Annotated in this window: 23 protein-coding genes and 1 tRNA gene; 15 read left to right on the forward strand and 9 right to left on the reverse strand. The window is 63.7% G+C overall.

Annotated features, from left to right (window positions below; all coding sequences use genetic code 11):
- Positions 1 to 33 precede the first annotated feature (33 nt).
- The gene (locus ACH82I_RS11670) at positions 34 to 381 is read left to right on the forward strand and encodes a hypothetical protein (protein ID WP_230745814.1); all 348 of its coding nucleotides are present in this window, start codon (positions 34 to 36) and stop codon (positions 379 to 381) included.
- 55 nt (positions 382 to 436) lie between these two features.
- Here ACH82I_RS11670 and ACH82I_RS11675 read toward each other — a convergent pair whose 3' ends face one another.
- From ACH82I_RS11675 to arsB, 4 genes are read right to left on the reverse strand one after another with little or no spacing between them, the layout of a single operon-like run.
- Complete coding sequence (locus ACH82I_RS11675; RefSeq protein WP_230745816.1) at positions 437 to 847, reverse strand: low molecular weight phosphatase family protein; 411 nt, start codon at positions 845 to 847, stop codon at positions 437 to 439.
- Positions 844 to 2,244: an FAD-dependent oxidoreductase gene (locus ACH82I_RS11680; RefSeq protein WP_413332766.1), complete on the reverse strand. Its 1,401-nt coding sequence runs from the start codon at positions 2,242 to 2,244 to the stop codon at positions 844 to 846. The genes ACH82I_RS11675 and ACH82I_RS11680 overlap by 4 nt, the downstream gene beginning before the upstream one ends.
- Positions 2,237 to 2,680 carry an arsenate reductase ArsC gene (locus ACH82I_RS11685; protein ID WP_230745818.1) on the reverse strand — a complete coding sequence of 148 codons (444 nt, stop codon included), beginning with the start codon at positions 2,678 to 2,680 and terminating at the stop codon, positions 2,237 to 2,239. The genes ACH82I_RS11680 and ACH82I_RS11685 overlap by 8 nt, the downstream gene beginning before the upstream one ends.
- Positions 2,677 to 3,774, reverse strand: a complete 1,098-nt coding sequence (gene arsB / locus ACH82I_RS11690; RefSeq protein ID WP_230745819.1) for an ACR3 family arsenite efflux transporter — start codon at positions 3,772 to 3,774, stop codon at positions 2,677 to 2,679. The genes ACH82I_RS11685 and arsB overlap by 4 nt, the downstream gene beginning before the upstream one ends.
- Before the next feature lie 116 nt (positions 3,775 to 3,890).
- On the opposite strand from arsB, the gene ACH82I_RS11695 reads away from it, so the two are divergent.
- Positions 3,891 to 4,238: an ArsR/SmtB family transcription factor gene (locus tag ACH82I_RS11695; RefSeq protein ID WP_230745820.1), complete on the forward strand. Its 348-nt coding sequence runs from the start codon at positions 3,891 to 3,893 to the stop codon at positions 4,236 to 4,238.
- Between the two features lie 117 nt (positions 4,239 to 4,355).
- Here ACH82I_RS11695 and chrA read toward each other — a convergent pair whose 3' ends face one another.
- Positions 4,356 to 5,582, reverse strand: coding sequence for a chromate efflux transporter (gene chrA, locus ACH82I_RS11700; protein ID WP_230745821.1), 1,227 nt, complete (start codon positions 5,580 to 5,582; stop codon positions 4,356 to 4,358).
- Between the two features lie 47 nt (positions 5,583 to 5,629).
- Here chrA and ACH82I_RS11705 point away from each other — a divergent pair, with 47 nt between their 5' ends.
- Positions 5,630 to 6,301 (forward strand): ArsR family transcriptional regulator, encoded by a 672-nt coding sequence (locus ACH82I_RS11705; protein ID WP_230745822.1) that lies wholly within the window; start codon positions 5,630 to 5,632, stop codon positions 6,299 to 6,301.
- An 89-nt stretch (positions 6,302 to 6,390) separates the two neighbouring features.
- Here the strand turns inward: ACH82I_RS11705 and ACH82I_RS11710 are convergent, their stop codons facing one another.
- Positions 6,391 to 6,744, reverse strand: a complete 354-nt coding sequence (locus ACH82I_RS11710) for a MerR family DNA-binding transcriptional regulator (RefSeq protein ID WP_230745823.1) — start codon at positions 6,742 to 6,744, stop codon at positions 6,391 to 6,393.
- Between the two features lie 157 nt (positions 6,745 to 6,901).
- On the opposite strand from ACH82I_RS11710, the gene ACH82I_RS11715 reads away from it, so the two are divergent.
- From ACH82I_RS11715 to ACH82I_RS11740, 6 genes are all read left to right on the forward strand, one after another.
- Positions 6,902 to 8,428 carry a SulP family inorganic anion transporter gene (locus tag ACH82I_RS11715; protein WP_230745824.1) on the forward strand — a complete coding sequence of 509 codons (1,527 nt, stop codon included), beginning with the start codon at positions 6,902 to 6,904 and terminating at the stop codon, positions 8,426 to 8,428.
- Positions 8,429 to 8,546: 118 nt separating this feature from the next.
- Entirely contained in the window at positions 8,547 to 8,696 is a 150-nt protein-coding gene (locus tag ACH82I_RS11720) for a recombinase family protein (protein WP_350309906.1), read from the forward strand.
- A 127-nt stretch (positions 8,697 to 8,823) separates the two neighbouring features.
- Positions 8,824 to 8,918, forward strand: a tRNA-Sec gene (locus ACH82I_RS11725).
- Between the two features lie 82 nt (positions 8,919 to 9,000).
- Positions 9,001 to 10,434 (forward strand): L-seryl-tRNA(Sec) selenium transferase, encoded by a 1,434-nt coding sequence (gene selA / locus ACH82I_RS11730; RefSeq protein WP_413332770.1) that lies wholly within the window; start codon positions 9,001 to 9,003, stop codon positions 10,432 to 10,434.
- Positions 10,431 to 12,284, forward strand: coding sequence for a selenocysteine-specific translation elongation factor (gene selB, locus ACH82I_RS11735; protein ID WP_230745827.1), 1,854 nt, complete (start codon positions 10,431 to 10,433; stop codon positions 12,282 to 12,284). The genes selA and selB overlap by 4 nt, the downstream gene beginning before the upstream one ends.
- Before the next feature lie 264 nt (positions 12,285 to 12,548).
- Positions 12,549 to 13,925: an NAD-dependent succinate-semialdehyde dehydrogenase gene (locus ACH82I_RS11740; RefSeq protein WP_413332772.1), complete on the forward strand. Its 1,377-nt coding sequence runs from the start codon at positions 12,549 to 12,551 to the stop codon at positions 13,923 to 13,925.
- Between the two features lie 885 nt (positions 13,926 to 14,810).
- Here the strand turns inward: ACH82I_RS11740 and ACH82I_RS11745 are convergent.
- The gene (locus ACH82I_RS11745) at positions 14,811 to 15,377 is read right to left on the reverse strand and encodes a TetR/AcrR family transcriptional regulator (protein WP_230745831.1); all 567 of its coding nucleotides are present in this window, start codon (positions 15,375 to 15,377) and stop codon (positions 14,811 to 14,813) included.
- 116 nt (positions 15,378 to 15,493) lie between these two features.
- On the opposite strand from ACH82I_RS11745, the gene ACH82I_RS11750 reads away from it, so the two are divergent.
- Both ACH82I_RS11750 and ACH82I_RS11755 read left to right on the forward strand, forming a co-directional pair.
- The gene (locus tag ACH82I_RS11750) at positions 15,494 to 16,459 is read left to right on the forward strand and encodes an alpha/beta hydrolase family protein (RefSeq protein WP_413332775.1); all 966 of its coding nucleotides are present in this window, start codon (positions 15,494 to 15,496) and stop codon (positions 16,457 to 16,459) included.
- The gene (locus ACH82I_RS11755) at positions 16,456 to 17,583 is read left to right on the forward strand and encodes an NAD-dependent epimerase/dehydratase family protein (protein ID WP_413332776.1); all 1,128 of its coding nucleotides are present in this window, start codon (positions 16,456 to 16,458) and stop codon (positions 17,581 to 17,583) included. The genes ACH82I_RS11750 and ACH82I_RS11755 overlap by 4 nt, the downstream gene beginning before the upstream one ends.
- Here the strand turns inward: ACH82I_RS11755 and ACH82I_RS11760 are convergent.
- Positions 17,538 to 18,167 (reverse strand): TetR/AcrR family transcriptional regulator, encoded by a 630-nt coding sequence (locus ACH82I_RS11760; protein WP_230745836.1) that lies wholly within the window; start codon positions 18,165 to 18,167, stop codon positions 17,538 to 17,540. The genes ACH82I_RS11755 and ACH82I_RS11760 overlap by 46 nt on opposite strands.
- A 293-nt stretch (positions 18,168 to 18,460) precedes the next feature.
- On the opposite strand from ACH82I_RS11760, the gene ACH82I_RS11765 reads away from it, so the two are divergent.
- The 4 genes from ACH82I_RS11765 (at position 18,461) to ACH82I_RS11780 (ending at position 21,259) form a co-directional block, all read left to right on the forward strand.
- Positions 18,461 to 18,961 carry a hypothetical protein gene (locus ACH82I_RS11765; protein WP_413332777.1) on the forward strand — a complete coding sequence of 167 codons (501 nt, stop codon included), beginning with the start codon at positions 18,461 to 18,463 and terminating at the stop codon, positions 18,959 to 18,961.
- A gap of 95 nt (positions 18,962 to 19,056) precedes the next feature.
- A complete protein-coding gene (locus tag ACH82I_RS11770; RefSeq protein ID WP_413332778.1) occupies positions 19,057 to 20,061 on the forward strand; it encodes a CPBP family intramembrane glutamic endopeptidase in 1,005 nt (334 codons plus the stop codon).
- A gap of 205 nt (positions 20,062 to 20,266) precedes the next feature.
- Positions 20,267 to 20,653: a nuclear transport factor 2 family protein gene (locus ACH82I_RS11775; protein WP_284934590.1), complete on the forward strand. Its 387-nt coding sequence runs from the start codon at positions 20,267 to 20,269 to the stop codon at positions 20,651 to 20,653.
- 144 nt (positions 20,654 to 20,797) lie between these two features.
- On the forward strand, positions 20,798 to 21,259 hold the full coding sequence (locus ACH82I_RS11780) for a nuclear transport factor 2 family protein (protein WP_230745841.1): 462 nt from the start codon (positions 20,798 to 20,800) through the stop codon (positions 21,257 to 21,259).
- Between the two features lie 588 nt (positions 21,260 to 21,847).
- Here the strand turns inward: ACH82I_RS11780 and ACH82I_RS11785 are convergent.
- Complete coding sequence (locus ACH82I_RS11785; protein ID WP_413332779.1) at positions 21,848 to 23,188, reverse strand: M20 family metallo-hydrolase; 1,341 nt, start codon at positions 23,186 to 23,188, stop codon at positions 21,848 to 21,850.
- Between the last annotated feature and the right edge of the window lie 135 nt (positions 23,189 to 23,323).

A 23,323-nucleotide genomic window follows, 5' to 3' on the forward strand; every position in this document is an offset into this window, starting at 1 on the left:
TCCGCGCTTCATCGCGGGTGCGCACTCCTGCACATGCAGGCCACGCTGGCGACCTCACAGGCAGCATGGCTGTCCGCCGTTGACGAGTGGATCAACGATCTCGATATGCGCTCAGACGGCCGCGAGATCCGCCGCAGGGTCGCCCGCATCCTCGGTTTCGACGTCGACTGGAAGACCCTGACGACGAGTATATTCACCTGGGCAGCGATGGCTGATCCCGCCGGTATTAAGCTCACACTGCCGACCCACCCCTGGATGCGAACAACTGGATCGATGGCCACTAGGCACATATCAAGGCGCCTCTTCCCGGAAGATTCTTCTCGGGTGGTCGGGGGCGCTGTTTCGAATGTGGCGTGGCCGGTCTCGATGCCGATGGTGTAGATGTCCTTGACCGCGGGCCAGTCCGAACTGATAGTCCCGCGAATATGGATGTCGCTCATGGCGCTAGTTGTGTGTGAAGGTTCTCGACTCGCTTTTTGATGTCTTCGCGAACGAGGCGCATGCGCTCAATGCCCTCGATTCCCCGCTCAGACGGTTCGGCGGTATCCCAGTTCTCGATTTGCGTGCCTTTGGGAACGTTCACAGTTGCTTCACGGCCAAGGGCGATGACGATATCGGCGGCTTTCAGATCAGCCTCAGTCACCGGTTTCGGCCTGCCCTGACTGATGTCGATGCCCAGCTCGGCCAGCGCCTGCACCGACAAGTCAATGAGAGCACTGCCGGACTTGGTTCCTCCCGAACGCACGTCGACCGTGTCGCCGGCGATGCTGCCCATGAGGCCGGCGGCCATCAGTGATTTGCCGCCGTTCTTCACACAGACGAACAGCACACGCAGTGGGGTCGTCATTCCGCCTCCCGAACGGCGGAGCGACCATGGGCCAGTCCCGTGGGGATGCCGATGGTCACCGGCTCTGTTGGTACGCAACAGCCTGCATCGTCCTCAACGGTCGTTGCAGGTGCGTCGCAGGAGGATCCGATATCGGCAGAGCAGACGCCGGTCTCGGGTAGGACGAGTTCCACCCTGTCGGCTGCTGTCTGATCGCCGGCGAGTGCGGCGACGATAGACCGGACTTGTTTGTACCCGGTGAACATGAGGAACGTGGGAGCCCGTCCATAGGACTTCATGCCCGCGATGAAGAAGTCCTTCTCCGGGTGAGCCAAGAGCTTGGCTCCGTGGGGTGCGACGGTCCCGCAGCTGTGATACTCCGGATCGATGAGCGGGCCCAGCTTGGTGGGTGCTTCAACAACAGGATCGAGATCGAGGCGGATCTCTCTCAAGAAATCGAGATCGGGACGGAACCCTGTCGTCGGGACTATTCGATCAACGTCGAAGGAGACCGGTCCATCAGGTGTGGTCCCGGTGACGGCGAGTCCGTCGGTGGAGTTCAGCTTAGTGATGGTCACCGAGGTGTGGACCTCGATTCGGCCGGTTTCCACGAGATGGCGCAGGCGGGCACCCAAGGCCCCGCGAGCCGGTAGACCATCCTGGTCACCGCCGCCGTAGACAGTGGAGGGATCAGCGCCGCGAATAGCCCAGGTGATGCGGGTACCCGGTGCAGTCTCGCTCAGCTCTCCCAGTGCCAGCAGTGTGTTGGCAGCCGAATGGCCGGAACCGACGACGAGGGCGTGCTGCCCAGCAAACTGGTCACGGTCGCGCCCGAGCACATCCGGCAACGGCGATGTAACACGACCTGCCTCTCTAGTAGCTGTCTCCCCGATGGCAGGAAGACCGGCTTGTCCGAGAGGGTTCGGCGACTCCCACGTGCCGGAGGCATCGATGACGGCCCGCACGTGATGATCCTCGATCTGACCGTCGGCCTTTTGTACGCGGACGAGGAAGGCCCCATTCTCGCGGCCAGGGGTGCGTGTGCGGTCCATGCCGACTCGACTGACCGCGATGACCCGGGCTTGAGTATGGATCGTCTCGCGCAACTGAGGGGTCTCAGCCAGAGGTGCCAGGTAGTCGGTGACGAGTTCTGCTCCGGTAGGCAGGTAGTCACCATCTGGTTCTGGCCAATCTGTTGACTTCAGCAGTGTGCGTGCGGCGTCGTCGATGTTGTATTTCCATGGGGAGAAGAGCCCGATGTGTCCCCAGTCGCGAACGGCGGCTGCCGGAGCTGACCCGGCCTCGAAGACTATCGGTTCGATCCCGCGTGTGCTCAGGTGAGCGGCGGCGGCCAGGCCGATGGGTCCGGCACCGATGACGGCGACGGGCAGGTCTGTGACTGGTGTGTTCTCATGCATGATGGTCATCCGTAGAAGTAATGGTGGGCAGTGACAGGGTTGTGAGGAGAGTAGTGATTCGGTTGCGAATGTCATCGCGGATGGTGCGGACTGCTTCGATTCCCTGTCCGGCTGGGTCATCGAGGTCCCAGTCTTCATAGCGCTTACCTGGGAAGATCGGGCAGGCATCTCCACATCCCATGGTGATGACCACGTCCGAGGTTTTCACTGTGTCCGGTGTGAGAATTGTGGGCTGCTGGTCGGTGATGTCGATGCCTACTTCTGCCATGGCTTCGATGGCGACAGGATTGAGCATGTGCGCTGGTTCGCTGCCAGCGGAGCGAACCTCGACCTGATCGACTCCGAGTTCGCGGAGGTATCCCGCGGCCATTTGGGATCTGCCTGCGTTGTGGACGCAGACGAAGAGGACAGTAGGTGTTGGGGTTGGTGATGTCATCTCTGCGGCTCCAGACTTCTAGCGTGTTCGGGGAAGAAGCGGCGGCGCGCCCACAGGGCGACGTAGACAAGTGCGACGAGGATGGGGACCTCGATGAGTGGACCGACGACACCAGCCAACGCCTGCCCGGAAGCCACACCGTATGTCCCAACGGCCACGGCAATGGCGAGTTCGAAGTTGTTACCCGCAGCAGTGAACGCCAGCGTGGTCGTCTTCTCGTACCCGAGTTTAAGGCCACGACCTACGACCATTCCGAGGGCGAAGACGACAAAGAAATAGACCAGTAACGGCAAAGCGATACGCGCCACGTTCAAAGGGTTCGAGGTGATCTCATCTCCCTGGAAGGCGAAAAGCAGGACAATCGTAAACAGCAGTCCGCAGAGCGCGAATGGCCCGATCTTGGGTAGGAACTGGTCTTCGTACCAGGTCCGGCCTTTGGTCTTCTCGCCGATGGTGCGTGTGAGGAAACCTGCCAGCAGTGGGATGCCGAGGAAGACGAGAACGCTGAGAGTGATGGCCCAGAAGGAGAACTCGCTGCTGGTCGTCGGCAGTCCGAGGAGGTTTGGCAGCCACTGCAGGTAGAACCAGCCGAGGAGTCCGAAGGCGAGGACTTGGAAGACCGAGTTGATCGCGACGAGGACGGCGGCGGCTTCGCGGTCACCGCAGGCGAGGTCGTTCCAGATGAGGACCATGGCTATGCAGCGGGCGAGGCCGACGATGATCAGTCCGGTCCGGTATTCGGGCAGATCGGGGAGGAAGATCCAGGCGAGAGCGAACATGAATGCTGGCGCAGCCAGCCAGTTGATGATCAGCGAGGTGATCATCAACTTCTTATCGCCCAGGACCCGGCCGGTTTCGTTGTAGCGGACCTTGGCCAGCACCGGATACATCATCACCAGCAACCCCACCGCGATTGGCAACGACACATCGGCGACCTTCACCGAGTCCAACGCGGCTCCGATGCCCGGTACGAGGCGACCGAGAAGCAGGCCGAGGCCCATGGCTGCGATGATCCAGACCGGTAAGAAGCGGTCGAGAGTCGATAGTCTTGCGGGGCCCGGTTCGGTAGTGCGGGCTGTCGCGGAGGCGCTCATGGATCTCCTCTAAGGCCAGATTGTCGGTGATTCACACTCAAACATCGATGGTTGTCGATATGAGTCTAAACGCTTCGTATCGACATGTGTCAATGTATAGGCATAATGGAAGAGTGATGACTGAACAGACACTGCCCACACCGGCCCTAGCCACCTGCTGCACGTCGCTGACCGCCGAGCCGATCAGTCAAGCCGACGCGCAGGAATTCGGCCGGATATTGAAGGCCATAGCTGATCCGACCAGGTTGCGACTGGTGTCTCTGGTCTCGGCGCACGAAGACAAGGAGGCATGCGTCTGCGACCTCATCGAGCCAGTGGGCTTAGGGCAGCCGACTGTCTCCCATCATTTGAAGATCCTCGTCGAAGTCGGAGTCCTCCACCGGGAGAAGCGAGGTGTCTGGTCATACTACTCACTGAAATTCGACACCCTGGAACGGATCGCCTCCTTTCTCTCCCCAGTATGAGCACGGCCGGAACGGAATATTATCTGGAGCGAACGCACTTTCAGCCACAGCATGCTCGCCAATCTTCGTGCCACCCGAATGCCCAGACTCCGGAACTCGGAAGCTTCGACGTCTTCCTCACAAGAAGATCAGCCCGACCAGGCCAGCGCCAATGACCGCAGCCCAGGCCGGTAAGTTCCACTTCGTTTGAGCGATAAACACCACGACCGCCAGCGCCAAGGTCGTCGGTGAAGTGATGCCCTGAGCAAATACCGGGTCGTAGAGAGCCGCGGCAAGAATGCCGACGACGGCACCATTGATGCCCATCAACGCCCGGCGAGCCCAACGAGCGTGGCGGAGACGCTCCCAGAACGGCAGAGCCCCGATTGTCAACAGGCCTGCAGGCAGAAAAATCGCGACAAGCGCGATGGCCGCTCCGATCAGTCCAGTCGGCCCAGTCGTCGTGGAGGCTCCCAGGAATGCAGCGAAGGTAAACAGTGGTCCCGGGACTGCTTGCGCGGCACCATATCCGGCCAGAAAGGTGTTGTGCTCGACGAGACCGGTTTGGACCGTCTCGGCATTCAAAAGCGGGAGCACCACGTGTCCACCACCGAAGACAAGCGACCCCGAGCGGTAGAACACGTCCAGCAATCGAAGGCTCGGATCGCCTGTCATCGCAGCCACGATCGGCAGCAACGCCAACAGCACGATGAACGCTGTCAGTGCGGCCACACCCATAGTCCGAGAAACCCGGAAGCCCAGATCGTGGCGCGGGCCCTCGTCGTCGACACCGTCACCGCGGAGCCACACCAGGCCAACGAGTCCGCCGATGACAATCGCGAGGCCTTGCACGGCCGAGTTCGGTACGAGGAGCACGATGATCATCGCGGCTCCTGCAATCGTGGCGCGTTTGGCATCCGGCGTGAGATTTTTCGCCATCCCGAACACTGCCTGCGCCACGACTGCCACCGCTGCTGCTTTCAATCCGTACAGCCATCCCGAGCCGGCTAGATCACCGAAACTCGCAAGACCAATGGCGAAGGCGACCATAAAGATTGCCGAGGGCATGGTGAAGGCGAACCATGCCGCTAATAGCCCGCCGATACCGGCCCGTTGCAGACCAATCGCCATGCCAATCTGGCTGGAAGCTGGGCCGGGAAGAAACTGACACAACGCCACCAAGTCCGCATATGCTCGGTCACTGAACCACTGGCGGCGCTCGACGAACGCATCACGGAAATACCCCAAATGCGCGACGGGCCCTCCGAAGGATGTCACTCCCAGACGGAGGAACGCCCAGAACACCTCTGTGATTGCCCCGGGGTTCGTTCGCCCCGACTGTGTGTCTATCGTCGAATCATTCATCGCCACCACCTTGACCTCGATGCGATGTTTCAGTCAACATTGAGACAATGAATGATGAGAGAACTTCGGTCGTGCGTCGTTCTGCGCTCCATGCCGCCTTAGGAGATCCCGCACGCCTGCAAGTCATTGATCTCCTTGTGCTTGGCGACCGATCCCCGAGTGAACTCATTGCTCGGCTCGATCTGTCGTCGAACTTGCTCACTCACCATCTCGGCGTCCTGGAACGGGAGGGGCTCATCTCTCGGTCCCCGTCAGAGGGCGACCGTCGTCGCAGTTACATTCGCCTTCACAGGGAGGTCTTGGACCGTCTGGGCGACTATCGTGGCCCCTGTGCCCAGCGGATCGTCTTCATCTGTACGGGCAACTCGGCACGCTCGCCTTTGGCCGCAGCCCTCTGGTCCCGTCGTAGCACTATTCCGGCAACATCGGCGGGTACACATCCCGCACGTGCTGTGTCGCCACTTGCGCAGAGGATTGCTGCGCGACACGGCCTTGACATCAGCACACATCGCCCACGTTCTATCGAAAACACAGCCGGGCCGGAGGACTTGCTCGTGACTCTCTGCGACCGCGCCCATGAAACTCTCCGCGACGTCAGCGTCATCCATTGGTCTGTTCCCAATCCGAGCACGAACGGAACCGAGCAAGACTACGAGAGGGCCTTTGGGGACATCAGCACTCGCCTCACCACACTTAGCAGGCAGTTGACAGCTCACTGATCATTGGCAACTAGACAGCCTGGGTGGCTTGATGCGGAGCCCACCCCTGACCGTCAGCGTCCACGAGGCCGAATCCAGGGTCGGTGAACTCAGTTGAGACGGTTACGTAAGATTCCAAGAAATTCGTCAGCGCGCTCAACCTGCCTTGCCAGCTTCTCCCGCTTGGCCACGGCATCATCGAGCAGCGCCACGAGTTGCTCTCGTGCACTACTGCGTTCGGCATTAGGTGCGCTGCTTTCGAGGATGTCGAGCAGGGTCAGGAGTTCGCCCATCTCGCCGGTGGTGTAGTTCAGTGCCTTCATGCGACGAATCGTCATCAACCGGCGAAAATCCTCATCTGTATAGACGCGGAACCCTCCTTCGGTTCTCCCCGTGGCAGGGATGAGGCCGATCTCTTCGTAATGACGCAAAGTGCGCGAGGACATTCCCGATTTCTCTGCCATCTCCCCAATGTGCACAACGATCCCCTCGATTGACGCCGTATGAATCCTGCCTCCGGCACGGTTTGCCTCAACTCTAACGCAACGTTAATGTTGAATGTGAACTCTGACATCACGTGAAGGTTCACGGACCCCCGAAAACGCGCCTGAGGAGACTGCTGTGTCCACATCCCAAATCATTCATGACAAAGACCATCCGACTCCCGACGAACGCCAAAGCGTGCGTCGGACTCTGAAACGTCCTAGCTGGCTCAAAACCGAGATTCTGGGTGGGCTCGTCGTTGCCCTGGCCCTTATCCCTGAGGCCATTGCCTTCTCGATCATCGCCGGCGTGGATCCACGAGTCGGCCTCTTCGCCTCATTCACCATGGCAGTCACGACCGCGATCCTTGGAGGCAGACCCGCGATGATCTCCGCTGCCACCGGTGCCGTTGCGCTCGTGATCGCGCCACTCGTTGCTTCTCATGGGGTCGACTACTTCATCGCTGCCGTAATCCTGGCTGGGGTTTCCCAGGTGATCCTGGCCCTTGTTGGTGCTGCCAGGTTGATGCGGTTCATTCCGCGTCAGGTCATGGTTGGTTTCGTCAACGCTTTGGCAATCCTGATTTTCATCTCCCAGGTCCCTGAACTCATTGGTGTTCCGTGGCTGGTCTATCCCTTGTGCCTGCTGGGGTTGCTCGTCGTCTTCGTCCTCCCCAAGTTCACCTCTATCGTGCCTGCACCGCTTGTTGCCATCATCGTCTTAACGGTCCTTGTCGTCGTCCTGGCTCTTGATGTACCGAATGTCGGCGATAAGGGACAACTCCCCGAATCACTGCCGACTCTTCTCTTTCCGAACGTGCCACTGAGCCTCGAAACCTTGCAGGTGATCGCACCCTACGCCCTGGCCATGGCAGTGGTCGGTCTTCTCGAATCTCTCATGACAGCCAAACTCGTCGACGACGTCACCGACACCCATTCCAACAAGACCCGCGAATCCTGGGGACAAGGCGTGGCAAATATTGTCACCGGCTTCTTCGGGGGCATGGGCGGCTGCGCGATGGTCGGTCAAACAATGATCAACGTCAAAGCCTCAGGAGCTCGCACCCGCATCTCAACATTCTGCGCCGGAGTCTTCCTCCTCATCCTCGTTGTCACCCTTGGCGACGTCGTTGCCCTGATCCCGATGGCAGCGTTGGTGGCGATCATGATGTTCGTCTCCTGGGCAACATTCGACTGGCACTCCATCCGTCCCAGCACTCTGGCCAGGATGCCGAAATCCGAGACCACAGTCATGCTTGTCACCGTCATCGCTACAGTGTGGACCCATAACCTCGCCATAGGAGTCATCCTCGGCGTGATCGTAGCCATGGTCGCCTTCGCCAACCGGGTTGCTCACTTCGTTCGTGTCAACAAAGAAATCACAGAGACCTCAGGTCAGCCAACCGCCCGCTACACCGTCGAAGGTGAACTGTTCTTCGCCTCGTCGAATGACCTCTACACCATGTTCGACTATGCCGAGGACCCTGATCACATTGTCATCGATATGCACCAATCCCACCTTTGGGACGCTTCAACCATCGCTGCACTGGATTCCGTGACCGACAAATACGAACACTATGGCAAGCACGTCGACATCATCGGACTCAACAATGCCAGCCGGAGAATGCGCGTACGTCTGGGCGGATTGGCCAAGAACGGCGAATAGGCACCATCGAATGCGCAACGGTGACCCGGCGTACCGAGAAGCGTGCAGTCGACTCTTGAAATCTGTGCTCTTACCTTCTGAAAGCGACAATCCCGGCCGGTAGTAAGAGACCATCGCCTTGTGCGATCAGACGTTCGAGGACAAGCTCAGCGGAGAATCCCGCGCCGACCGCATCGGATTGCACAAACTCATCGACTACGCACGCGAGGGTGACCATATCCGTGTTGCCTGGCTGGATCAACTCGGCCGAGACACCCGAGATCTCTAGTCGATCATTGACACGCTGACTGCGGAGGGCTGCACGCTCACCTTCGCCTCGGCGAACATCATCGTCTCTAAAGTTGGATGCTCCCGATGCGGCAGCGGCCTGCGCCCGACACGGTAAGATTCTGCACGGAGGCGTCCGAGTCCTGGTGGGCTCCCCGGTCTTCAAAACCGGTGAGACCGAGCATCTCGGTCTGGCGGGTTCGATTCCCGTCCGCCTCCGCCACTACCATCGTCGACGTCGATGGACCGCACCCTAGGAACGCTCTCCCGAGCGGACCTCGACGGCAGTGAAAGGAGCGGACGCCTTGACCGAGTCGGATCCGCGCCGCAGCATCCCGCGCACCGATCACCTCCTCGCTCTGCCCGAGGTCGTCGCCGCAGCTCAGAGACTCGGTCAGTCGACGATCAAGGCCGTCATCGCAGAAGCTCAGTCCGCCGCCCGGGACGGTCGGATCACCCCCGCCGAGGTGGCCCCCACCGTCATCGATCGGCTCGGTTCCCGTTCGGCCTCCTCACTGACCCCGGTGCTCAACGCGACCGGCATCATCGTCCACACCAACCTCGGCCGGGCGCCGTTGTCCGAGGCCGCGCAGCGAGCCGTCGCGGACGCGGCCGGCTATGTCGATGTGGAGATGGACCTCGCCACGGGCAAGCGCAGCAAGCGCGGGATGGGCGCGAAGCAGGCGCTACTGCGCGCCTGCCCCGCCGCCGAGGACGCCCTCATCGTCAACAACGGGGCGGCCGCTCTGCTGCTCGCGGTCACCGCGCTGCGCGCCGATCATTCGAGCCCCCGCGGTCATCGTGCGGACCCTTCCACCGCGCGGGGGCCTCGGGCCGATGGCCCGACCGCGGGCTCGCCCGATGCGGAGGAGATCATCGTCAGCCGCGGCGAACTCATCGAGATCGGCGCGGGCTTCCGGCTGCCCGACCTGATGACGACCACCGGCGCGAGACTCCGCGAGGTCGGCACCACGAACCGCACCCACCTCGCCGACTACGCCGAGGCGATCAGTGAGGCCACCGCGAGCCTGCTCAAGGTCCACACGAGCAATTTCCGCGTCGAAGGCTTCACCGCTGACGTCGAAATCGCGGGTCTGCGCACCCTCGCGGACGAACACGGACTGCCGCTCATCGCCGACCTCGGCAGCGGACTCTTCGACCCCGACGACGCCCTGCCCGATGAACCCGATATCGCCGGGGCCCTGCGCGCCGGGGCCGACGTCGTCATCGTCAGCGGCGACAAACTCCTCGGCGGACCTCAGGCCGGCCTCATCCTCGGCCGGACCGAAGCCGTGCAGGCCATCGCGACGCACCCGCTGGCCCGGGCGATGCGCACCGACAAGCTCACCTTCGCCGCCCTCGAGGCCACGGTCGCACATGCTCAGAATCCCGTCCGCGACGCCCTCCACATCGACCTCGACCGGCTGCAGGCCCGAACCGTGCGACTGGCGGAATCCACATCGGGCACCGTCGTCGCCCACGACGGTCACGTCGGCGGTGGGGGAGCCCCCGGAGTGCCCCTTCCGGGGTGGACCGTCGAGCTGCCGGAGGCCTTCGCCGAGCAGCTGCGCCTCGGCGACCCGGCCATCGTCGCCCGCGTCCACCAGGGACGATGCCTCATCGACCTGCGCTGTGTGCCTGAGGGCGATGACGATCGGATCGCCGAGGCCATCGCCCGGATCCGCGGTCGCTCACCCGATGGGGAGGACGGCCACCGCACCCCACCTCGGCGATCATGACCGAGACCTACGTCGTCGCCACCGCCGGACACGTCGACCACGGCAAATCGACCCTGGTGGCCGCCCTGACGGGAATGGAACCGGACCGCTGGGCCGAGGAGAAGAAGCGCGGGCTGACGATCGACCTCGGCTTCGCCTGGACCACCCTGCCCTCGGGTCGCGAACTCGCCTTCGTCGACGTCCCCGGGCACGAGAGGTTCCTCGCGAACATGCTCGCCGGGGTCGGTCCCGCCCCCATCGTCTGCCTGGTCATCGCCGCGGACAAGGGCTGGCAGGCCCAGTCGAGCGACCATCGGGATGCGATCTTGGCGCTCGGCATCACCCACGGACTCGTCGTCATCACCCGGGCTGACATCGCTCCCGACGCCGTTGCCGGAACCGAGGCCCAGGTCAGAGCGCAGCTGCGGGACACTCTTCTCGCCGATGCTCCCGTCGTCACGGTTTCGGCGACCACCGGCGAGGGCATCGCAGGACTCGTTGACACCCTCGATGAGGTGACCGCGTCTGCGCCCGCCCCGGACCTCGATGCGCGACTGCGGCTGTGGGTCGACCGTGCGTTCACGATCAGGGGCGCGGGCACCGTCGTCACCGGCACGCTTGCCGCCGGCACCCTGCGCGCGGGTGAGACCGTGGAGATCTCCGGCGAGGCGATCGCGCAGACGGCCGGGGTGCGCGGACTGCAGAGCCGAAACTCCTCCGCCGAGGCGGTCGTGCCCCACGCCCGCGTGGCCGTGAACCTGCGAGATGTCCCCGCCGAGGACATCCACCGCGGCGATGCGCTCATCACCCCTGATGCCTGGCCCCTCGTCGAGGTCATCGACGTGCGTCGAACCATGGGCGTGGCCCTCGACGACGGAGCGCACGAGCTCATGCTCCACATCGGCACCGCGGCGATCCCCGTCCACCTCCGTCCCTTCGACGCCGACCACGCCCGGCTCACCCTTGATCGCCCGTTGCCGCTGCAGGTGGGTGACCGGATCGTGCTGCGCAGCCCGGGCAGCCGCAATGTCTTCGCCGGAGTCTTCGTCCTCGACGTCGATCCGCCCGAGCTCAATCGTCGCGGCGCGGGTCGTCGGCGCGGGCAGGAACTGGCCACTCGACCGGTGACCGGGGACATCCTCGCCGAGGTGGCCCGCCGCGGGGCCGTGCAGCGTCGGGTTCTCGTCCGGTTCGGTCTGCAGGTGCCGGAGAGTCTGCCGTCCGAGGTCGAGGAGCTCGCCGGGGGCTGGCTCGTCCACAGTCCCGCGCTGGAGGTCTGGATCGAGACCGCCCGGACACTGGTGGGCAGACTGCTCAAGGCGCAGCCTTTGGCGGCCGGAGTGCCGGTCAAAGCCGTCGTCGAGGCTCTCCGTCGTGCCGAACCTCCCGTGCCTGACGACGGAACCGCGACCGGGAAGCCCGGAGCCGGGCCCGCCCGCGGCCTCGTCGCGACCGTACTGTCCCGCGCCGGACTCGAGACGGTCGACGGAATGGTCCGCCCGCCCGGTCACCAAGCCGATCTCGGGGCTGCCGAAGCCGGCATCGCCGAGGTGGAGCGTCGGCTCGCGGCCGATCCCTTCGCCGCCCCCGAAGCCCACGATCTGCGCGAACTCGGCCTCGGAGTGCGGGAGCTCGCCGTCGCCGAGAAGGCAGGGAGGATCCTCCGCCTCGGCGATGGGGTCATCGTGTCTCCGCGTACTCCGGCGCAGGCGATGCGTCTGCTCGCGGGACTCGATCAGCCGTTCACGACGAGTCAGGCGCGGCAGGCGCTGGACACGACGAGGCGGATCGTCATTCCCCTGCTCGAACATCTCGACGCGCGGGGGTGGACGCGGCGGATCGGCGCCACCCATCGGGAAGTGGTGCGGTAGGACGCCGCGCTCCATGTCCGCTCGTCATCCGGTGTCGACAAATCACACCACCGGCGAATTATTGTAATACAATCATGAGTGGAATGATTGTCCGCGCCCGTTTCGGGCGTTACCGTCGATGGCATGGGTGATAACTGACTGCGATGATTCCTCGACCTCATCGGTGAGGGTCGACGGCGCCGCCGTGCATCGAATCGGCGGCCTCCGACGATGCCTCATGCGATCACAGACAACACCACCCGAACATCAAAGGAGCTGCATCCTATGTCGAACTACCGAGTCCAGAACCCCGCCACCGGAGAGATCGTCGAGACCTTCACCGAGGCCACCGACGCCGAGATCGAAACCACCGTCACTGCCGCCTATGACGCCTATCTGACCTGGAAGGACACTGACATCCAGGAGCGCGCCGGGATCGTCCGGCGGGCCGCTGAGATCTTCCACGAGCGCAAGGACGAACTCGCCAAGGCGATCTCCCTCGAGATGGGCAAGTCCTATGAGGAGTCCGTCGACGAGGTCGAGTTCGCCGCTGACATCATCGAGTACTACGGCGTCCACGGCCCCACCCTGGCCACCGACTATCAGATCCCGAGCACCATCCCCGGCACCGCCCGCATCGAGGCCCTGCCCATCGGCGCCCTGCTCGGCGTCATGCCCTGGAACTTCCCCTACTACCAGGTCGCCAGGTTCGCCGCCCCGAACCTCGTGCTCGGCAATACCATCATGCTCAAGCACGCCGACATCTGTGGGCGCTCGGCGCTGCTCATCGAGGAGATCTTCCTGGCCGCCGGGGTCCCTGAAGGCGGCTATGCCCACCTGTTCTCCAATCACGATCAGATCGCGACGATCATCGCCGACCCGCGCGTCCAAGGTGTGTCCCTGACCGGCTCGGAGAGGGCCGGTGCGATCATCGGCGCCCAGGCCGGACAGAATCTCAAGAAGGCCGTGCTCGAACTCGGTGGGATCGACCCGATGGTCGTCCTCGATGCCGATGACGTCGTCACGGTCGCCCGCGAATCCTGGGAGTTCCGCGTCTACAACGCCGGCCAGGTCTGCAACTCGAACAAGCGGCTCATCGTCATGGACGACATCTACGACGACTTCGTCGCTGAGCTGGTCCGCCTCGGCACCGGGCTCACTCCGGGGGATCCGGCGAAGCTCGGCGAGAACGAGTACGTGCCACTGTCCTCACGTGCCGCAGCCGAGACCGTCGACGCGCAGGTGAAGAAGGCCGTCTCCGAAGGCGCCCGAGTGCTCATCGGCGGGGAACTCTCCGAAGGCCCGGCCGCCTACTACTCGCCGACCGTGCTCGTCGACGTGCCCCGTGACTCTGAATCCTACGGCGAGGAGATCTTCGGGCCCGTGGCCACGGTCTACAAGGTCAGCAGTGACGAGGAGGCCCTCGAGCTGGCCAATGACTGCGCCCTCGGACTCGGCGGCTCGGTGTTCTCGACCGACGAAGCCCGCGCAGACAGAGTCGCCGCCCGCCTCGAGGTCGGCATGACCCACGTCAACACCATCGCCGCCGAGGCCGCCGAGATCCCCTTCGGCGGAGTCAAGCGCTCCGGTTTCGGCCGCGAGATGGGCCCGATCGGTATGGGCGAGTTCGTCAACAAGCGCCTCCACTTCGTCGCGAAGTAGGAGGTGCCGGGCAACCGCTCGCCGGAAGTGCACACGCTGGCCTATGTCAGGAGTCACTTACGCTGCTGACGCGGCACGCCTACGATGATTGATCCCAACAACGCCAGCGGGCGTCGGGACTCTCAGTCATGCGAAAGACCGTGCACGACACTCGATGCCCACGCACCAAGAGTCCGTCGACGTTTCGTTCACACTCCTTGCCTGAATCCAGATTCGACCTGGTGAGAAGTCTAATGAATGACCCCTGAATTGCGGTGCTCGCCGGTTTGCCACTGCACACGTTCGGCAACGACGAGCCTGACGGCCTTGAAGTTCTCAAACGTCCTCGGCGAGTTCGCCTGGTTCGTCATCGTGCGAAACTCCCATTCCGCGTGTGGTCTGTCATTCGGTACATGCGGCCGGTGATGCCTCAGAGATTCCCGTGGTCCTCCAGCGTGATCTTCAGCGCGCTGGACTTCAATGCCGCACCCGAGTCCGCATGTGTGGACTCCGGGGTTCCGTTGAGCGCGAACGAGATATCCGAGATAGTCCTCGATCCCGCTGCCGACATCAGATGCCCGGTGGTCCACCTCGGCGGGCTTCCTCATGACTCGGCGGGCGATCTATCGGCGGGTATCGATTTCCTTCACGGATCGGAGGGCAGCAGTCATCCGACCCGGATCTGTGCAACGCGTCTCCGGTGGGGCGGGCGCGGTGCTCGTGAAAAGTGCCAACACGGTCACCTCACCCGTATCTGTCGTCCTGGAGCACGACGTCAATGGCGTCGTAGCAGGGACTGTTCACTTCCCCACCCCTTCCCGAGCGCAGCGGGGTGCCACCGTCCGACAAGGCCGTGGGGTCCTCACTCTCGCTGACGAAGTTTTGCGATCGGAGCTTGACATGCGTTCATGCCGGCGGCAAGTCGACGATGCGCGAGGGTGGCACAAGAGCACCTCTGACAAGGGCGTGCGCGAGCTCGGTCGGGTCGTAACCTGGCCCTGATCCGCCGATGCAGAGATTGCCAATTCCTCGAAGCAACGCGTAGGCCGAGAGAGACGCTCCTTCCGCAGCTGCCCCCTCAAGCAGCCTCGCGCCAACCGGGACGAGTCGGTCGAGGAAGTACGCATGCAGTCTCGCGAACTCCTCACCCTCAGTCCCGATGGCCTCCGCGAGCCCGTGCTTCGTGACAAGGAAGTCCACGAAGACGTCGACCCAGTCGTGCAGGGCGGCTACCGGTGTCGAGCTGTCTCGTCCGAGCGCGCTTGCGGCCTCGACCGCTGCATCCACCTGGTGTCGATACACCGCGGCGATGAGGTCTGCACGCGTCGGGAAGTGTCGGTAGAGGGTCCCCATCCCCAAACCCGCGCGCTCGGAGATCGCGCGGACGGGCGCGGCAACTCCCACCTGCGAGAACACCGTAGAGGCTGCATCGACAATACGCTCACGGTTCCGTACTGCGTCACTGCGTCTCATAACCATCCTCCTCGCCGTAACCGGCGCACCTTTACAAAACGGATCATTGTTCCGTATAGTTCTGGAACACTGCTCCGCTCTATTGTGCCGGAGCCCTACCACGAAGGGAAGCCACCATGTCAACACCCACGAGAGCGACCGGCTCCGACGTCGTCGCATCGCTCGACGCGGTTCTCGGCGCAGCTGTGCCCGTCCTCTCCATCGCCCCTGTAACCCTCGATTCGCCCGGTCGTGAGCTTCCCCTCGAAGTTCGGGTGACGGCCCCGACCAGCGGAGCGAATCTGCCGGTGCTGCTGTTCTCCCACGGCAACGGTTCGTCTCTGGACGGCTATGCGCCGCTCGCGTCTGTCTGGGCCTCGCGTGGATTTGTCGTCGTTCAGCCCACTCATCTCGATTCGCGGCGCTACGGCATTGGCTTCGACGATTCACGGTTCGGCTCGATCTGGAAGGCTCGCCGCGACGACTTCGTGAGCATCATGGATCAACTCGATTCGATCGAGGCTTCCATCCCGGGGCTTGCCGGCCGGATGGATCGGACCTCGGTCGTCGCAGCTGGGCACTCGTGGGGAGCACAGACGGTGCAGATGCTCCTCGGTGCGCGCATCGAGCTCGAGGATGGAAGCCTTGCCGAGAGCGATCAGGATGAGCGCGTCATCGGCGGTGTGTTGATGGCAGCCACGGGGCTGGCCGGCGACGATTTGCATGAGTTCGCGCGCACGCATCTGCCGTTCATGCGCCCGTCCTTCACAGATCTACATGCCCCCGTCCTTGTCGTTGCCGGCTCCGAGGATCGCTCTCAGCTGTCGAGCCGCGGATCGGACTGGTTCACCGATGCGTACCACTTGAGTCCCGGAGCGACTGATCTGCTGACGCTTCTGGGTGCCGAGCACTCTCTGGGCGGCATCCCTGGCTATGAGGCTGCAGAGACCACCGATGAGGATCCCGAGCGCGTTGCCGTCCTCGCCCTGCTGTCCGCTGCCTACCTGCGCAGCGTTGCGACCGCCGACGCCGGGGTGTGGGAGCGTGCGCGATCGGCTTTCGCTGCCGCAGGTCACACGATCGGTCGCGTGGATTCCAAATGACAACGAAGGACCGTGAACGACAGCGGACCAAGAGGCGCGTGCTGGTCTTGGGCGGGACCGGCTGGCTGGGCGGCGCGATCGTCCGCGTTGCCCTCGCGCGGGGGGATCACGTGGTCTGCCTGGCACGCGGAGAGTCGGGTGAGATCCCGGAGGGAGCCACTTTGGTGTGCGCGGATCGTCGATCGCCTGGCGCGTACGCCGGTGTCGCAGGACATTGGGATGAGGTGATTGAGCTCGCCCACGACCCCACGCTCGTGGCTTCCGCGCTCGACGGGCTCGCGGACCGGGCGGCGCACTGGACTCTGGTCTCGACAGTATCTGTCTATGCGGACACCGGAACGCCCGGCGCTGATGAAAGAGCCGAGCTGATCGAGCCGCAGGACCTCTCCAGGTACCCCGACGCGAAGGTCGCCGCAGAGCGCGCCACCACTGCGCGGCTCGCGGATCGCCTCCTCATCATTCGCCCCGGCCTGATCGCCGGGCCGGGAGATCCGAGCGACCGGCTCGGCTACTGGCCGGCGCGGCTGTGGCGAGGAGGCGACGTCCTCGTCCCGCGCATGGAGGGGCGATTTGTGCAGTGCATCGACGTTGACGATCTCGCGGGGTGGATCATCGAGGCGGGTGCTCGAGAGCTCCTCGGAATCGTCGACGCCGTCGGCGAGTCCCATTCGATGCGAGGCTTTCTCGAGATCACGAGCACAGTCACTGAGTTCACCGGCGAACTCGTGGAGATCGAGGACGAGATTCTTCTCGCCCACAGCATCGGATACTGGGCCGGGCCGCGCTCCATCCCACTCTGGCTCCCCCTGGCGGACAGTGGTTTCGCTCGTCGAGATGGGCGGCAGTACCTCGGGGCGGGGGGGGGGGGGGGTCGTTGCGACCACTCGTCAACACCGTGGGCCGCACTCTGGACTACGAGCGAGCTCGCGGCTTCGACCGACCCCGGCGTTCCGGACTCGACGCCGCGGAAGAACAAGTCGTCCTTGCTGCCGCCCGGAGGAAGACGGTCGAGTGAGAGCTTGGACCCGCCTGCCCTGGTGCTGGGCTCGAACGGCAAGCCTCCGAGCCCAGCACGGAATCAATCAGCGTCGTCTGTGTTGCGGGAGCCGGCTGATGGTGGATAGGCATCGAGCAGACGTCGCACAGCTGTCGATACGACCTCGCGCACGTCCGTTTCCTGCAGTGGCACTGAAGTCAACGCCGAACTGAAAGAAAAGCCTTCGACCAGGGCGAGGAGCAGGCGTGTCTCACGTCGCAGTGCTGCTTCGTCGACTGCGCGCCCAGCTAATGCCTCTCGCAGGAGCGTGTGGACCGCTTCGCTGGCCGCGGTCGTCGCCGCGGCGATCCCTGCCGCAAACTCCGGGTCAGTGCGGGCCATGACGCGATACTCGACGAGCGCAGCATTCTCCTTGCGCTCCTGTTCCGTGGTGGGTGCAGTGAAGACGATGGCGTCCGTGATTCGCTGCAGCGGAGCGTCAGCGAGCTTCGGGTCGCGATCCTGGGCGCGCTGGATCAGCGTATCGAGCGTGAAGCGCATCACCTCACGCAGGCTGTTGCCGAAGTAATGTCTGATGCTGCCGATGGCCAGTCCCGTGCGCGCTGCAATCTGAGCGAAGGTGACTGAGCGGATTCCATTCGTGTCGATCTCATCAATGACGGCATCGGAAATCTGCTGACGGCGGGCATCCGGGTCGATTCTAGGCGGCATGGCACCATCGTAGCCAAGATAGCATGTGTGTGCTAACTTAATAGCATGTACATGCTAAACAACCGTGGGGTGAACGGCCTCACTTTGCGCGGAAGCGGTGATACAGCATGGTGAGCGACGAGTTTGACCTCGAGACCAATGCCAGCCGAACGAGCCCGCACAACGACCGTCTATCTGACGGCTCTGGCGTCGATCAACCGGCACCCACCCGTGGTTCACCACTTCTCGCCTTCCGCCCCTCGCTCATGCTGCAGCGCACACGATTCGCCATCGATCTCGATGACGCATCCACCGTGACGATCGACATCGACCATGCTTCGGCCCGCGCCTCACTCTTCTCGAACAACCGCCTCGTGCAGACCGCGGGCATGCCCACCAAGTTCCAGCTGGGATCAGACAGCATCGAGGTCGTCGCGGGCAAATACGGCATGCAGCGGATCCACCTGGTTCGCGCAAACGGCAGTGAGACTCTGCTCGACCCTGCGCCGGGCACCCCGGAGCACTGGCGCGCACGGCTTGACCGAAGGCACCCCAAGGCAGCACGCGTGTTGGCCGCCAGCGCCGTCGTCGTGCTGACGATCGATCTGATCCTGCTCGCCCCACAGCTACTGCAGCTGGTCACACACCTGCCGATCTGGGCGGACCATTTCGCCTCCTTCACCTCTCCGATCGACCTTCCAGTAGGGCTGAACACGGCACTTGCTCTCGCGGCCGGCCTTGCGGGGGTGGAGCGGGCACTGACCTTCCGCCACCATCGATTGCTCGACATCGAGACCGACGGCATCGACCGCTGAGAACGATTCCGGGTGCGCACTCGTCATATGCCCCCATCTCTCGACCGACGCGCCGTCTACGGAGCCGAAAGCGGTCCACCTCAAAGGAGATAACCATGCAACCACACGACTACCGCGCGAACCGCGAAAGGGGCTCCGGACTCCCCATGGGACCGACGGAGTATCACCAGTTCCTCCGCACCTCCCGGTACCGCTGGTGGAAGGCAGCGTTGGCCATCGCAGTAATTCCGATCGCCTACGTCGCCACTACCTCGACACTCACATGGGCATTGACCCTCGTCTCGGAATCGTGTGGCCTTGGCCTAGTGCCGGCAGAGACGTCCGGCGATGGGGTCGTGACCATGACCCCGGCGCTGCTGCTTGCCAGCAACCTCGCTCTCGGACTCCTCATCCCGGTTTCTCTCGGGCTGCAGCGACTGCTGTTTGGCCAACCCACGCGCTGGATGCACTCGGTCCAGGGGTGCTTCCGGTGGAAACTAGCATTGACCTTCGCCGCTGTGCTGGTGCCCGTGTGGATTGTCTACGGAACCTTATGGACGATGATGAATCGTGAGGCGGCTGGAGTGAGCGGGCCACCGGCAACTCCGGGCAGTACCATCATCCTGTTCACTGTCGTGCTGCTGACGAGCCCCCTGCAGGCAGCCGGCGAGGAGTATGCTGCACGTGGTCTGCTCGCGCGCAGCTTCGGCTCCCTCACTACGCGTCCCAGAGTCGCCCTGCTCTTGGCGCTGCTCGCGCCGAATGCAATGTTCACCGCCGTCCACGGGCTCTCCGACCTGTGGCTCGTGGTGTACACCTTCTGCTGCGGACTAGCTTTCGCGGTGGTCACTTGGCGCACCGGCGGCCTCGAGGGGGCAGTCGTGCTACACGCTGTGAACAACACCGTTCTCCTCCTGGTCGCATCCTTCTTCTCCGAAGAGGTCACAATTGACCGCAGTTCTGGACATGGCGAGGTGATGCTGCCGGGCGCCTTCCTCATGCTGGCCAGCGCAGCAGGAATGTGGCTGTGGGCTCGACGCCAAGGAATCTCCCGCTTCGCCGACCCAAACTCCGGGCTCTCGCAGTCGTCAGGTCAAGGCACCCCTGCGCGGACTCGATGACGCCGGTGGAGGTCGACGTGCCCTCCCCCTCCGACATGTCGCTTTGGGCGGGCGGTGCCTCGGGACCCATATGCGGCAAAGTATTTCTCTTGCAGCACTGACACGACGAGACAGTGGCCGCGCTTCTCGCGCCGGCGACAACACAATCCACACGAGAACGAAAGAGGGCAGGATGATGTCAGCAGAAACCACGACCCCACGTACTGTGGTCGAGAAGTTCGTCGAACGCTTAGGCCGGCAAGATCAGGAGGGGATCCAGGAGCTGTTCGCGGATCAGATCGACTGGTACGTCCCCGGCAGCGATACCTTGCCGTGGACAGGCCGTCGTACCCGGCGAGACGAGGTCGCCCCCTTCTTCACCACGATGTGGCCACACTACGTGAGCGGTGAGAGCAAAGTGAGCCTGGAGCGATTCGTCGTCGACGAGACAGACGTGATCCTGCTGGGGACCTTCACCCACACGATTGCATCATCCAGTCGGGTGTTCACCACGCCCTCGGCAATGCACCTGGTAGTCGAGGACGGCCGAATCACCCGGATGCACCTCTACGAAGACACCCTCCTCATCGAGGAAGCATTTGCTGCCGGCTGAACCAGGCGCGTTCGCGCACCTGTGCGGACAGAGGAGCGGGCTGGTGTCCGGCTGTGCACGATGAGCACCCCCGGATCGCGGCCCGGAAACCGTCGTTCGCTACGCAGAAACTACCGAATGTCAGATGACTACAAGAGGACTATCATGACTGAACGCAGTTTGACCCAGCTGAACGACATCGAGGACATTGCGCAGCTCAAAGCCCGCTACTGTCGGCTCATCGATCAGAAGAGGTGGCGAGAGTTGGAAGACGATTTCCTATCCAACGCTTCTGTGGAGATCGCCGGGGCTCCAGGAGGAGCTGATGACATCCAGAGCTTCAGCGACGCACACAGCTTCATTGAGGGACTGCGCCATCTGATGGGACCACTCACAAGCGTGCACCAGGTCCACGCCCCCGAAATCGAGTTGTTGAACCGGACCCGCGCACGCGGGACTTGGGCCGTCTCCGATCGGCTTGTCTTCCCCGAAGAAGGCCCAATGCGCTCCCTGCAAGGGTGGGGTATTTACCATGAGCGCTACGAGAAAATCGGTCAGGCCTGGTGCTTCGCTGAGATCCGCCTCGAGCGCCTGCTCGTCGAACCCACGCCGAACGGAGCCGCATGATCCAATCACACAGCGATCAGCGAGCTGCTCCCCTCACTCGGTGCCTTGCCTTGCTCGGACGGTGCGAATGGTCGGTCCGGGATGCTGTGTGAGGTTGCCTCGACTGCGCAGACTCTCCTCGACGCCTAGCGTGTAGAGGATGGTCACCAGCAGAGTGCCTACCGACTTGCTTGCGAGATACCGGGCGGTTCACCGTCAGTGCGTCCTCGATGATGTCCGCCATCGCCGAGGCGGTCCGCCGCCGCCATTCCGCCCGCGGGGGAGTGTGCGGGACCCGAAACTGTCGTACCCGGGCCAGGGCCACCTCGGCGATCGGGGCGTGGTTCGACAACGCGGTGTTGCAGCAGGCGCTGAGTCCCAGACCGCGGCCGGCGCGCAGGGTCAGTCGCGGCAGCTGCGAGTAGTGGAGCACACGAAAGCGCCGCACCAGATTGGGTCGGGACCGCCACTCCTGACTGATCGCGGCGACGGTGTCGATATCGCTGCGTCCAGGGCGATAGGCATCCAAGGCGACGGACCCGCCGACCGCTCGCCGCCGATCCCGTCAACGACAACCAGGACGTCGACGACATCGACTGACGAATTCGCTCAGGCGGTCAGCGCTCCTGCGGCAAGCCGTCTGATCACCTCGGTGAGGTGATGGAGGCCCGAGACGAGATCCTCGTCCTTGGTGAATTCCTCGAGGCTGTGGGAGATCCCCGCGACGCTGGGCACGAAGAGCATGACCGTGGGCACGGTGTCCTTCATGTTCGTCGAATCGTGGCCGGCCACGGTCATCACTCGCGCCGAGGTGAGCCCGAGCTCGTCCGCGGCAGCGCGGGCGAGCTCGACGCCGTCCTCCGAATACGGGTTCTGATCCCAACTGTGCTCGGCGACGATCTCGATGTCGACCCGATCCTCCTCACGGACCCGAGCGACCGTGGCCATGAGCGAATCACGGGCGGCGGCGATCACCTCGGCGCTGGGTGAACGCAGGTCGAGCAGCAGGCTGACCTCGCTGGCGACGACTACGGGGGAGTTCGGGTAGACGGTGAGCTGACCGCACGCGGTGTGCAGGGCGCCGGGTTCGAACTCGTCGGTCAGCTCACGGGCCGCGACGACGAGTCGCGCGGCGCCGAGGAGCGCATCCTGTCGGTCGGCCATGAGCGTTGAGCCGCTGTGGGCCTGGGCCCCGGTGACCGTGAACTCGTACTTGTGTGCGGCCCAGGTGGCGTTGACGAGGCCGATCGTCACGCCGTCCTCCTCCATGCTGCGGCCCTGCTGGACGTGGATCTCCGCATAGGAGGCGATGGCCGGGGCGGTGAAGTCCCCGCGTTCACCCAACTCGTCGAGCGCCTCGGCCACGGTGACACCGGCGGCGTCGCGCGTGGCCAGGGCAGCGTCGAGTTCGGCCTTGCCGGTGAAGACGTTGCTGCCCATCATCGAGGGCTTGAACCGGGAGCCCTCCTCGTTGAACCAGTTGACGACGGCGAGATTGAACCGTGCCTTCGTCGGGTCTGCGCGCAGCTCATCGGCGACGGCGAAGCACGCGTGCGCTGAGGCCATCACCCCGTAGGCGCCGTCGAAGCGGCCGGCGGTGGGCTGCGAATCCATGTGCGAACCCGTGAGCACATAGGGTGCTCCCGGGACGAGCTCGAGGAGGCCGAACTGGTTGCCGATCGGATCCCGATGGACGCTGAAGCCGTGCTCCTCGAGCAGGTCTGCGAACCACTTGCGCTGCTGGCCGTCGGCGGCGCTCGCCGCCTGCCGGTCGACGCCGTTGGTACCGGCGACTGCGCCGAAACGGGAGTGGACGGCCCAGTCGGCGAGGAACGCGGCCTCGAGATTGGCACGGGCGTCCCTGTCGAGCTGGGTGTCTCTGTCGACCTGGGCGTCGGCGGCATTCGTCGAGGTGGTGCTCGCCGAGGTGGTGCTGGGGGTCTCGGTCATGGTCGTCCTTCCGGTGATGCTGGGGATATTCAGGGGTGCGGCGCCGGTGTCTCCGGTGTCGGATCAGTGGGTCAGCGGATCGTCTCTGGGCGGTCGGGCAGTCGGGCTGCAGGGCAGCGGGGCTGCTTGAGGCCC

The sequence above is a fragment of the Brevibacterium sp. GP-SGM9 genome (genome assembly GCF_047300845.1).
In the GTDB taxonomy this organism is placed as follows: Bacteria; Actinomycetota; Actinomycetes; order Actinomycetales; family Brevibacteriaceae; genus Brevibacterium.